This is a genomic window from Collinsella aerofaciens, from assembly GCF_964283865.1.
GTDB lineage: Bacteria > Actinomycetota > Coriobacteriia > Coriobacteriales > Coriobacteriaceae > Collinsella.
This window is the reverse complement of sequence record NZ_CAXYLS010000013.1, coordinates 43230-55985: the sequence shown is the minus strand read 5'-3', so window position 1 is coordinate 55985 and position 12756 is coordinate 43230. Positions and strand designations below refer to the sequence as shown.

The following is a 12756-nucleotide window of genomic DNA, read 5'->3' as shown; positions in this document are numbered from 1 at the left end:
TGGCTGAGCCCGATGGAGTACCGCAGGAAGCTTGGATACGCCTAGGCGCGGTCCAAGAAATCGTCCGCACCCCCAAACAGGCTAAAAACGGGAGATTATCCACTCTCATTCTGCGGGCGCTCATTTAAGTACGTCCCCAATGAGTGCTTTCACTTCTTTTAACAAAACGCCCGGCGGGCATTAACTGCTCGCCGGGCGTTTTGGTTAGGAGGCTATGGTTGTTGGGAAGCCTTAGGCCAGGTCCTCGCCGTTCGTCTCGATGACGTGTTTGTACCAGTCGAAGCTCTTCTTTTTGGAACGCTTGAGGGTGCCGTTGCCCGCATCATCGCGGTCGACATAGATAAAGCCGTAGCGCTTGGACATCTCGCCCGTGCCGGCAGACACCAGGTCGATTGGGCCCCAGGTGGTGTAGCCCAGCAGGTCAACGCCGTCCTCGGTCACCGCATCGCGCATCGCGGCGATATGCTGGCGCAGGTAGTCGATACGGTAGTCGTCGTTGATGGAGCCATCCTCCTCGACAACATCCTTGGCGCCCAGGCCGTTCTCGACCACAAACAGCGGCTTCTGATAACGGTCGTACAGGTCGTTGAGGGTGATGCGGAAGCCCAGCGGATCGATGGCCCAGCCCCACTGGCTCTCCTGCAGGTAGGGGTTCTTGGCGCCGGCGAAGGCGTTGCCCTGGGTGCGCTCGACATCGGGGTTATCGGCACCGGCGGAGCAACGGGTGCTGTAATAGCTAAAGCTGATGAAGTCGACGGTGTTGGCGGCCAGGATCTCGCGGTCCTCATCCGTCATGCCCACATCGATGCCCAAACGCTCGAGCTTCTTGCGGCATAGGCCGGGTAGTAGCCGCGGCTCTGAACGTCGACGAAGAAATAGTTGCTCTGGTTGTCAATCTGCGCTTGGCGCACATCGCCCGGACGGCAGCTGTAGGGGTAGTAGCTACCTGCGGCAAGCATGCAACCGATCTTGACCTCAGGGTCGATCTCGTGAGCGATCTTGGTTGCCCAAGCGCTGGCGACGAGCTCGTTGTGGGCGGCCAGGTACTCGACGGCCTCCTTGTTCTCGCCCTCCTCAAAGACCAGACCGGCACCCATAAACGGCAGGTGCAAGATCATATTGATCTCGTTGAAGGTAAGCCAGTACTTCACCAGACCCTTGTAGCGGGTGAAGATCGTGGTCGCGAGGTTCTTGTAGAAGTCGATGAGCTTGCGGTTGCGCCAGCCGCCGTACTCCTTGATGAGGTGAATCGGGCAGTCGAAGTGCGTGATGGTCACGAGCGGCTCAATGCCGTGCGCCTGACACTCGCGGAACACGTCCTCGTAGAAGGCCAAGCCGGCCTCGTTGGGCTCAGTCTCGTCACCGTTGGGGAAGATGCGGGTCCACGCCAGGCTCATGCGGAAGGTCTTAAAGCCCATCTCGGCAAAGAGGGCGATGTCCTCCTTGTAATGGTGATAGAAATCGATGCCAGTCTGCGCGGGGTAGTAATAGCCGTCCTCGAAGTCGAGCATCTTGCGCTGGCCGGAGACCACCGCATAGCGCTCGGGGCCGTGCGGTGCCACATCCACGTTGGCTAGGCCGCGGCCATCCACGTCGTAAGCGCCCTCGCACTGGTTGGCAGCCGTCGCGCCGCCCCACAGGAAGTCTTTACGGAAAGCCATGCATCAATCCTTTCGCACGCTGTTGTCATAGGCTCAGTATCCCTGCAAACAACGCGTCGCTCAACGGCAACGGCGCAGGCCGACACTTCTTTTCGCACACGGCGGCCCGGCAGCCGCCCCTGCCTGACACTTTCTGATACCGCCGCCCCAAACCACCACAAAGGGGACAGGCACCTTTGTGGTGGTTTGGGGACGGTTTGTCTCGATCTGTAACAGGTAGGCAGCCAAAACCGGGCTTGGTGTTACAGATCGAGATTTTCGGGCAGCCCCCCGCAGTTTGTCTAAATCTGTAACAGGTAGAGACGATTTAGCCCGCTAGATGTTACAAATCGAGACGGAAGATGCTAGTCACAGGCGATGTCGAGGTTCTTGCCGACGAGGCCCACGTAGCCGCCCTCGGCAGCCTTGGGACTATCTGCGTGGCAGAGAACCCACTTGTCGGCCTTCCAGTAGCAGTAGCTGTCACCGGCGGCAGGCATGTCGGCTGCGGCCTCGGGGCGCGGGCCATTGGTGCCCGCCGGCAGCGCCACCATCACCTGGAAGCCGCCGTCGTCGACCATGCAGGGCGTGTAGTGGAGCGTGGTGTTGAAGACTTCGACGACCGTACCCGCCGGCACGCGGAACGCCTTGACGCACGCGGTGTCGAGCTTGCCGCCCTCAATCTCCCAGCGATGCGCCACGAGCAGGATAAAGTCGCGGGCGCCCAGGTTAAACTCGCTGGCGCGGTGATACTCCAGGCAGTTGAGGCGTGTGTTGTGCCCGTTGCACCAGCCGAGCTGGAAGGAGCGGCCGCCAAACATGAGAAAGCCCAGTTTATCGGCACCCTTGACGCTCTCGAGCTCCGGCGCGCTTGCTACGTACTTGCTGCCTTCGGGGATGGGCGTGGCAGAGAGCGCCTCGAGCACGAGCAACGTGAGCTCGGACGGAACGTCATCCCAAACGTTGCCATAGGATTTGAACTTGGGATCGTTGACAGAATAGATGTGCATGTTCGCTCCTGTTCGTAAATGTGACTATATGAACATTCTAGAACAAACATGAGCGATTTTGAACGCTCGTCCCGACCACTCAACAAAAAGGCGCCCCCGCATAAGCGAAGGCGCCCAATGCGCGCGCTTTGGGCGATAAAGCCCTTACGCCTGCTGATAATGCAGGTGCTTCTCATCGATATCGGCCAGGTCGCGGTCGAGATAGCGACGCGCGAGCCAGTTTGCCATGGGGAGGTTCTGGTCCAGATAGTTACCGCACTCCTCGGGAGCGGCACCGGGGACATCGCCCTCAAAGCCGGCGACAAACTCGAACAGCTCACGCACGAGCGGCAGGATCTCCTCGCTCGTCACCTCGCCAAACACGACGAGGTAAAAGCCCGTGCGGCAGCCCATGGGACCAAAGTAGACAATGCGGCTCGACCACTCGGCATGGTTGCGAAGGAACGTCGCGCCCAGGTGCTCGATGGTGTGGCACTCGGCCGTGTTCATGACCGGCTCCTTGTTGGGCGTGGTCAGGCGCAGATCAAAGGTGGTGACGGCGGCGCCGGTCGCCGGATCGCGGTCGATGCGGCTCACATACACGCCGGGCTCGAGCAGCAGATGGTCAACGGAAAAACTCGCGATACGCTCCATGGCAGTTCCTCTCGGTAGTCAATTTAGGACGGGGCTCTTTTAGCTGGTTCGAATGATCGCACCAATCATACCAGTCAAAAAAGCCCCGTCCCAAATGAGCTACCCGGGAATAGCCTGCGGGCGCCGCGCAGCCGCCTAGGCAGTGTAGGCGATGGTCGCGTCGACGGCGTGACGCCAGCCGGCGATCTTTTTGGCTCGCTCGTCGGCAGGCATGGCAGGCTCCACGATGCCGCGGGCGCCGTAGACGTCAACGACATCGCGCGTGTACATGCCCAGCGCAATGCCGCAGGCCCAAGCCGCACCCAGACCGCTCATCTCGTCGTTGCTCGCAATGCGGATGGGCGAGCCGACCAGGTCGCTCTCAAACTGCATCAGGTACGCGTCGCGCGTGGGACCGCCGTCAACACGAAGCTCGGCCAGTGCCGCGCCCGAATCCTCGACCATCGCATCGATCACGTCGAAGATCTGATAGGCGATCGACTCGTCGGCGGCCTTTACGAACTCCGCACGGCCCGTGGTGCGCGTCATGCCAAAGACGCAGCCCTCGGCATCGCTCGCCCAGTGCGGCGCGCCCAGGCCAGTGAACGCCGGCACAAAGTAGACGCGGCTCGCCGGATTGGCGGCGTAGCACAGGTCGGTGACTTCCTCGGGATTGTTGATGAGCTCCAGGTCGTCGCGCAGCCACGTCTTGACGGCGCCGGCGTAGCTCACGTTGCCCTCGAGAACATACTCGGTCACACCGTCCATACGCCACGCAAGCGAGCTCGAAAGCCCGTGCGAGCTGGCGACAAACTCGTCGCCGACGTTCATCATGACCGAGCTGCCGGTGCCATAGGTCGCCTTGGCCATGCCGCGGCTATGGCAGCCCTGGGCAAACAAGGCGGCATGGCTGTCGCCGAGCACGCCGTGGATGGGCACGGGCGCCGGCAAAAAGCCGCCCAGGTCCGTTGTACCGAACAGGCCATCGGAATCGGTCACCTGCGGCAGGCACGCCGGATTGACACCAAAGGCCTCGCACACCGGCTCGCTCCAGCAGCCACGGCGCAGGTCAAAAAGCTGCGTGCGGCTGGCATTGGACCAGTCGCAGCGGAACTCCGCGCCGCCCGTGAGCGTCCAGACCACCCAGGCATCGATGGTGCCCAGGCACAGCTCGCCCGCCGCCGCGGCCTCGGCAGCCGCGGGAACGTTCGCGAGGATCCAGGCCATCTTGCCCGCCGGATAGTAGGGCGAGAGCACCAGACCCGTCGTGTCACGCACCAGCTCGGCCACGCCTTCGCGCGCAGCCAGCTCGTCGCACAGCTCGCGGGCGCGGGCGCACTGCCACACCACGGCATCGCACAGCGGCTCGCCCGTCGTGCGGCTCCAGGCAACGGTGGTCTCGCGCTGGTTGGAAATGCCAACGCCGGCGATGTCTGCCGGATCGACCCCGGTCTCCTCCACCACGGTGCGTGCCACAGCCAGCACGTTGGCGGCGATCTCGGCCGGGTCGTGGCTCACCCAGCCGGCCTCGTTGACAATCTGGCGATGTGAGCGGTCGGCGCGATGGATCAGATGGCCGCCCTCGTCCACCAGCAGCGCCTTAGTACCCTGTGTGGACTGATCGATTCCGATGATGTATTTGCTCATGTACTCTCCTGTCTCCCCCGTCGATTCAAAACTAAAACCCGACGGACAAGGAGCGAGTGGCCGACCGGCTCATGAGAGCGCAGCCGGCCTGCTCAGAATTCAACCTAAAAGGATTGGTGCAAACCTGTCCCCGATGCACCAATTACTCTGCGGGAAGGACCTCGGCGACCGTCTTGGCGATTCCCTCGCCCGTCAGGCCGTAGTGCGCGAAGACCTCGGGGCTCGTGCCGGTGATGACCGGCGCATCGGGCAGGGAGAGGCACTTGACCGGACGCGGGCAGTGCTCACCCACGACCTGCGCGACCATGGAACCCAGGCCGCCGAAGGGACTGTGCTCCTCGACGGTCACGACGGCGCGCGTGGCACCGGCGGCCTCGATCACGGCCTCGGCATCGAGCGGTTTGACGCAGTACATATCGAGCACCGTCGCCGAGATGCCCTGCTCGGCCAGCAGATCGGCGGCGTCCACGGCGTGGCGGACCATCTCACCGGTAGCGACGATCGTCACATCGGTGCCGCGGCGCACCCAGGTGGCGCGATCCATCTGGAACGGGCACTCGTCCTCAGTGTACACGTCCTCCACCGGGTTGCGGCCCACGCGGATGTAGGCCGGCTTGTTGTCGGCGACCAGGGCACGCACGAGCTCGGCGGTCTGGAAGCGATCGCTCGGCAGATACACGCGCATGTTGGGAATCGCGCTCATGGCGGCGATATCCTGCACGGAGTGATGGCTCATGCCAAGAGCGCCGTAGGACACGCCACCCGAGATGCCGATGAGCTTGACGTTGGTGTTGGAGTACGAAACGTCGACCTTGCACTGCTCATACGAGCGCGTGGTCACAAAGGACGCCGGCGAGGCGGCCCAGGCCTTCTTGCCGCACGAGGCCATACCGGCGGCGATACTCACCAGGTCCTGCTCGGCGATGCCGACCTCAATAGACTGCTGGGGATACTGATCGAAGAACGGCGTGAGCGATGCGGAGCCGCGGGAGTCGGAGCACAGGACGACGATGTCTTTATCGGTTGCGGCGGCCTCGAGCAGCGCGTCGCAGATAGCCTTGCGGTTGGCGATCTTGTTAGCCATTGATAGCCTCCTTATGGGCAGCGAAATCGGCGATGATCTGGGCATATTCCTCATCGTTGGGCAGGTGATGATGCCAGGCGGCCTTGTCCTCCATAACGGGCGAGCCATAGCCCTTCACCGTGTTGAGGATGATGACCGTGGGCTTACCCTTGGTCTCGGCGGCCAGCGTCAGCGCGGCGTCGATGGCCTGAATGTCGTTGCCCGGAATGGAGAGCACGTTCCAACCGAAGGCGGCCCAGCGCTCCTCCTGCGAGTCCTGCTTCATGACGTCCTCGGTGCTGCCGCTGATCTGCAGGCGGTTGCGGTCCACGAGCGCGCACAGGTTATCGAGCTGGTAGTTGCCGCCGCTCATGGCGCCCTCCCAAACCGAGCCCTCGGCAAGCTCGCCGTCGCCCATGATGGTGTAGACGCGGTAGTCGCGGCCGTCCATCTTGCCGGCAAGCGCCATGCCGACGGCCACGGGCAGACCATGGCCCAGCGAACCGGAGTTCATCTCGATGCCCTTGAGCTTGTTGTTGGGGTGGCCGATGTAGGGGCTGCCGAACTTGCAGAAACGGGCCTTGACGTCGTCGAGGTCCAGATAGCCCTCGTGGCAGAGTACCGCGTAGTAGGCCTCCATGGCATGGCCCTTGGAGAGCACGAAGCGATCGCGGTTGGGATCGTCGACGGTCTCGGGCGAAATGTTGAGGTGGTTGGCGTAGAGCGTCATGAGGGCGTCGATCACCGACATGTCGCCGCCGATGTGGCCGCCGGCGCCGGCCATGATGATATCGACGCAATCGCGGCGAAGGTCCCAACGCAGGGATTCAAGCTCTTCGATAGTTGCCATTTCTACTCTCCTCGCAGGTAAGCTTTGACGTCTTCTTCGATGGGGTCGTACAGGTCGGGGACAATGCCGATGTACTTGCACGCCTCGTAGAGCACCGGCACCACGTTGGCGTGAATGGCGACGCAGTGGTGGATGTAGGGACCCTCAACGATCTTGGCCTCGAGGCGCTTGAGGTTTTCGACCTCGACCCACAGGTAGGTGCCCATGCCGGCCGGGCCGTCGATGCCGCGGGCGTTGCCCAGCAGCAGCGAGTACTCGCCGTTGTCGCCGTCAAAGCGGGCAAGGGTGAGGTCGCCGTGCTTGGCCTCGGCCGTCAGCGCGCCGGGGTGATCGAAGGCCAGCGGGTAGGTGAGCTTGGGCTTGACGGCCGCGCAGCTGCAGGGCCAGGGGCCGCAGTGCTGCAACAGCTCGCCGTTCTCGTTATCGGGATGGCGCACGGTCCAGTCGGCGAACATGCCGCGGTGACGGCCCAGGTCGGCGGCCTCGACCATCAGCGCGGTGATGGCACCATGGATGTCGGTCTCGCATACGATGGGGATACCCATCTCGTTGAGGATGGCATTGGCGGCGCAGGGCATAATGCCCAACTCGTCCTGCAGAGCGTTCCAGCACTGAATGGCGCCGGCGTTGCAGCCGTACTTCTTTACCAGGCGCTTCATGGCGATGGCAAGACCGGCGACCGCGGGGACCTTGTCCTCGGGGATGCAGATCTCAAAGCTGTCGGCAATGTGGGCGAGCATAGCTGCCATGGCTTGCTCGTCTGCCTGGGCGTCGCGCACGGCCTGGACAAGCTCGGTCATGGGGATGGGCGAAAGCTGGATGTTGAACTTCTCGAGCAGCTCGCCCTCGTTGCACATGGTCGACCAGAAGTCGAACGGGCGGGTGGCCATCTGCAGGATGCGGGTGTGCTTGAAGGTCTTGACCACGTTGCACACGGCCAAGAAGTCCCAAACGCCACGCTCGAACTCGGGATCGGTCAGGCGGCAGTTGGTCATGTAGGTGAAGGGAACCTGAAAGCGGCGCAGGACCTTGCCGGTCGCGAACAGACCGCACTGGCTGTCGCGCAGACGGGTGCCGTCGGGCTCGGGGCGCTCGTCGCGCGGGCCCCACAGCAGCACGGGCAAGCCGAGCTCGCGGGCAAGGCGGGCGCAGACATACTCGGTACCAAAGTTGGCGTGGCAGAGCATGATGCCGTCGACGCCCTCGGCGCGGAACTTCTCGACGATAGGCGCGATATGGCTGTCGTCGAACAGCAGGCCCTCGTCGTTGATGTCGTCGATATCCACGATCTCGACGCCGATCTCGCGCAGGCGATCAGCCGTAAGGCCGCGATACTTGATCGCGTCCGGCGCGCTAAAGATACTGCGGCGCGTGGGCACAAAGCCAAGCTTGATCTTATCCATGTACGTCCTCCCCTAGTCACATGTTCAGTAAACAGACGCATGTTTCGTTTTGTTCTGTTTACTAAATGTTTTACTCTTCTGTTTAGAAGTTTAGCGCGAAATACCCGTAGGCGGTAGAGAAATCAGCCTAAACGGTATGTAAACGAACTGAACATACAAGGGAAACAAAAAGAGGACCCCGAAGGATCCTCTTCTGAATGACGCTATGTTTACTGCCCTAGTGTGCTTTGGCACGCCGCAGACGATGCCGCCTTCGCCTAGATTTCGCGCACGCTCTGGCGCTCGACAAAATAGGTCGACACGGCGGTCTTGCAGGTGTAGCTCTTGGGGTTGCGGATGTTGCCCACCAGGCGGCGCACCGCGATCTCACCCACCTCGTGCTTGGGAACATGCACCGTGGTGAGCGGCGGGTTGGAGAAGGCGCCCAGAGATAGGTCGTCAAAGCCGATGATCGAGACATCCTCGGGCACGCGAATGCCGTGCTCGTTGAACGCGCGCATGGCACCCACGGCGAGCACGTCGTTCTCGGCAAAGAAAGCCGTCGGCAGGTCGTCGTGCGAGGCATTGTCGAGCCACGCGCCCATGTCGCGATAAGCGCCCTCGAGCGTGGTGCCCAGCGTGACGCGCCATGCCGGGTTTGCCTCGAGGTCCGCATCCTCAAGCGCTTGGCGATAGCCGCGCTCGCGGTCCTTAAAGTTGCGGATACGAAGGTCGCCCGCCAGATAGCCGATTTGCTTGTGACCTTTCTCGATAAGGTAGTCCACGGCACGCAGCACCGAATCGGTATTGGCAATGACCACGGCATCGAAGTACTGGCGGTCGCTCCAGCCATCGAGCACAATCAGGTGGGCGGCGGCGTTAGCGAACAGGGCGTAGTCTTCCTCGCCCAGTTCGGTACCCATCAGCACGATGGCGGCGGACGGGTCGGCGATCAGGCCCTCGACCTGCGGGCGCACGGCGTCCAGGTCGCTAAAGTCGAGCGAGACAAAGCTCGTGCTCATGCCGTGGCGACGCGCCTGGCGCTCCACGCCCTCGATGACTGCGGGATGAAAGGTGCTCTCGTCCAGGATGGCGCCTGTCTTGCGCGCGAGCACAAACTGAATGCTCTCGAGCTGCGTCGACTGCTGATAACCGAGCGATTGCGCGCACTCCAGGATGACCTTGGCGGTTTCCTCGCTCACGCTGCGCTTGCGGTTGAGCGCGTTGGACACGGTTGCGGGCGAAAAACCGGTGATGCGGCTGATCTCGCGGACACTTGCTTTGGCCATTGTTCCCCCTAGTAACGGTCGCGGTCGAGCATCGTGGCCTGACCGCCCCGTGACTCGACAACTAAACGACCGCAAATTCAATCTAAACAGAATAGTAAATGTTTAATAGCTAGTTTAGCCTGTTGTCAAGCGAAGCGGCGCGACTATTCCCCCAACGGGCGTATTTGTCCATCTTAACGTTATTACGCAAGGTCTTCGCCATTGCTTGCTATTACGCGTCGGTACCATTCGAAGCTTTTCTTTTTACGTCTCTCAAACGAGCCCGCACCGCTATCGTCTCGATCGACATAGATAAACCCGTAGCGCTTACGCATCTGTCCTGTGGCGACCGAAACCAAATCGATCGGGCCCCAACAGGTATATCCCATGAGTTCCACCCCGTCGAGCTCGACGGTCTCCCTCATCGCCTCGATGTGGGCCCGCAGGTATTCAACTCGATAGTCGTCTTCTATTTCACCCGAATCTTCCGGCACATCAGGAGCACCCAAACCGTTTTCGACGATGAACAGCGGCTTTTGATAGCGATCCCAGATTTCATTCATGGTGACGCGCAGCCCTTTGGGGTCGATAAACCTCCCCCAAGGCTCCTGTTTTAGATACGGATTAGGCGCCGAGCGAAGAAGGTTCGAATCGAACTGACCTTCCGCATGCGCTTTTGCGACGCGCGTCGAGTAATACGAAAACGAGACGAAATCGACCAGGTTTGCAGCCAGTACTTCGCGGTCATCATCCCGATAGGGCACCTCAAAACCATGGCGGGCGTATTCCTTGAGAACATAGCTCGGGTACGCACCGCGCACCTGGACGTCGGTAAACATGTAATGGCTGCGATTCTCAGCCTGCGCAGCCAGCACATCGTCCGGATCACATGTAGCCGGATAGAAGACACCTGCGTTGAGCATGCAACCGATCTTCGCCCCAGGGCACAGTTCATGACACGCCCCGACCGCACGGGCGCTCGCAACCAATACATGGTGCACGGCCGTGTGAACCGTTGCATAGCGATTCTCCCCTTGCTCGAAGATGATCCCCGCCGCCATAAAGCACGCCTGCGTCATGATGTTGATCTCGTTAAAGGTCAGCCAATAATTGACCAATCCCCGATAGCGCTCGAACACGGTACGCGAATATCGCTCGAACAGGTCGACCAACCTGCGATCGCGCCATCCGCCATACGCATCGACGAGATGCATGGGGACATCATAGTGGTTGAGCGTCACCAAAGGCTCAATGTCATGCGCGCGACACGTCCTAAAAACATCCTCGTAAAAGGCAAGGCCTTCTTCATTGGGCTCGGCTTCGTCTCCTTTGGGAAAAATGCGGCTCCAGGCGATTGATAAGCGCAGGCATTTAAAACCCATCTGGGCAAACAGTTCAATATCCTGCTTGTACCTATGGTAAAAATCAATGCCCTTGCGAGCGGGATAGAAGCTGTCGGGTGCCAACGCACGCGGATCAAGGTCTCCCCGCATGACGTCCATGCGTTGATCGCCAAACGGCAGCATGTCGGAATTGGCTAAACCGCGACCGCCTTCGTTCCATCCTCCCTCGCACTGGTTTGCAGCCAGAGCCCCGCCCCATAAAAAATCTTCTCTAAACATTATGGTGTCGTCCTTTCTATCAAATTCCCGGCCCACACTGTCGAACGCAACGGACTCGGCAAGTGCCGCGCAACAGCACAGTACCGTTGCGCGGCCAAGGGGTCGGACCGCGCAACGGCTGGGGAGCATATTTGTGTAGTAGCCTCTTATGCCTCGACGGATTCAACGGCCTCAGAATCGCCGCTCTTGGACTTCAACGGCATCTTCTCCTGTCCTTCAAATCCAAAAATCATCGCCAACGCAAACGTCACGGCACCGCCAGCAAGACACCCGATGGTGCCAGGGATGATATCCTGAGCAAACATGAGCACGTTCATCCATGGGAAACCAACGCCAGTGAAGATATAGACGTTGGCATGAAGAAGGCTTACCAGCAGACCACCGACAGCACCACCAATCATGTTCCAGGCAAGAGCCTTCTTGTCGCGAAACAGGATGCCGTAGATGATGGGCTCACTCACGCGACCGAAGGCATAGGTGATGAACAAGTTCCAGCCCGTGGCTCGACTCTCCTTGTCCTTAGTGCGCAGGCCATAGGCGAGCGCGATGGCAAGCGTGGTGTAGGCTACAACCGCGGTGCCGGGGTATAAGATGGCGTCGTAACCGTTCTGGAGCGCGGCGGGCAATATGGCGGTATAGATCGGCACGTGCATGCCGGTGGCGATGATCAGATTCCAGAATGCGCCGATAACCGCGGTCGCAGCGGGACCGGCAACAGAGGCGAGCCAAATGATGAAATCGGCCACAAGGCCCATGACAAATTGGACGGCAGGGCCGCAGAGGCACAGCGCGACCGGCAACATCACGAGCACCGTACCCACGGGTACGATCAGAATGCGCAACATATCAGGCGAGATCTTCTTAAAGAAGCGCTCAACATAGGACTGGGCCCAGGTGATCAAGATGACCGGAAGAACAGCCTGGGTGTAGTTGACGAGCTGCATGGGGATGCCGAAGACGCTGAAAGGCTTTCCGTCCTCAACAATAACGAGCATGTCGGGATAAATCATCACAACAGCGATGAGCAGTGCCAGCACAGGACTCGTTTTGAACTTCTTAGCCGAGCTATAGGCGGCAAACACCGGGAAGTAGTAATACGCCGCATCGCCCACCAGGGAAAGGATCCGATACAGGTCGCTCGTTTCGGACATAAAACCGGCGCCTTCGGGCCCAAACAGAATAACGAGCATCTTGAAGATACCGGCGACACAAAAGATCGGAAGGATCGGGGTGATAGCGCCGCTCACGGCATCGAGCAGCTGATTGAAGAGGTGCTTGGGCGCCAAGCGCTCCTTCCAGCTAAGCTGAGGGCCATCGAGTTCCTCGTCAATCGATACCGTGACCTCGAATCCGCCCTGCTTACAAACCTCGTCGTAGACCTTGTCGACCGTGGGCCCGACCACCAGCTGCACCTGCCCTCCGGCGTGCACGACGCTGATGATAGACGAGATGTCCTCAAGCTTCTCATCATTCGAGAGGCTTTCATCCTTGAGGTTGAAGCGCAGGCGCGTCATGCAATGCGTAACCGAAGCCACGTTTTCCGCCCCGCCCACAGTGGAGAGAATCTGCTCTGCCACCTTTTTGTAATTTGCCATCATTGGCTCCTTTGCACAATCTTGGCTTACTGTTCGAATCGGCAAAGGTCATGCCCCGAATGGCTAC

Annotated in this window: 9 protein-coding genes and 1 pseudogene; all 10 read right to left on the bottom strand. The window is 60.5% G+C overall.

The features are described from left to right. Positions 1-231 precede the first annotated feature (231 nt). A pseudogene (locus ACRX4W_RS07535) lies at positions 232-1661 on the bottom strand (6-phospho-beta-glucosidase). A 344-nt stretch (positions 1662-2005) separates the two neighbouring features. Continuing rightward, complete coding sequence (locus tag ACRX4W_RS07530; protein ID WP_432299874.1) at positions 2006-2650, bottom strand: DUF4867 family protein; 645 nt, start codon at positions 2648-2650, stop codon at positions 2006-2008. A gap of 144 nt (positions 2651-2794) precedes the next feature. Beyond that, complete coding sequence (locus ACRX4W_RS07525) at positions 2795-3283, bottom strand: S-ribosylhomocysteine lyase (protein ID WP_117770240.1); 489 nt, start codon at positions 3281-3283, stop codon at positions 2795-2797. Positions 3284-3418: 135 nt separating this feature from the next. Next, a complete protein-coding gene (locus ACRX4W_RS07520) occupies positions 3419-4909 on the bottom strand; it encodes an FGGY family carbohydrate kinase (RefSeq protein ID WP_117839927.1) in 1491 nt (496 codons plus the stop codon). Positions 4910-5051: 142 nt separating this feature from the next. Then, positions 5052-5993 (bottom strand): transketolase family protein, encoded by a 942-nt coding sequence (locus ACRX4W_RS07515; RefSeq protein ID WP_117839926.1) that lies wholly within the window; start codon positions 5991-5993, stop codon positions 5052-5054. Further along, on the bottom strand, positions 5986-6822 hold the full coding sequence (locus ACRX4W_RS07510) for a transketolase (RefSeq protein WP_432299871.1): 837 nt from the start codon (positions 6820-6822) through the stop codon (positions 5986-5988). The genes ACRX4W_RS07515 and ACRX4W_RS07510 overlap by 8 nt, the downstream gene beginning before the upstream one ends. A gap of 2 nt (positions 6823-6824) precedes the next feature. Continuing rightward, a complete protein-coding gene (locus ACRX4W_RS07505; protein ID WP_117839925.1) occupies positions 6825-8225 on the bottom strand; it encodes an L-fucose/L-arabinose isomerase family protein in 1401 nt (466 codons plus the stop codon). Between the two features lie 257 nt (positions 8226-8482). Continuing rightward, entirely contained in the window at positions 8483-9493 is a 1011-nt protein-coding gene (locus ACRX4W_RS07500; RefSeq protein ID WP_117839924.1) for a LacI family DNA-binding transcriptional regulator, read from the bottom strand. A 182-nt stretch (positions 9494-9675) separates the two neighbouring features. Further along, entirely contained in the window at positions 9676-11094 is a 1419-nt protein-coding gene (locus tag ACRX4W_RS07495; RefSeq protein WP_164473267.1) for a 6-phospho-beta-glucosidase, read from the bottom strand. Positions 11095-11240: 146 nt separating this feature from the next. Beyond that, the gene (locus ACRX4W_RS07490; RefSeq protein WP_164473266.1) at positions 11241-12689 is read right to left on the bottom strand and encodes a PTS transporter subunit EIIC; all 1449 of its coding nucleotides are present in this window, start codon (positions 12687-12689) and stop codon (positions 11241-11243) included. Between the last annotated feature and the right edge of the window lie 67 nt (positions 12690-12756).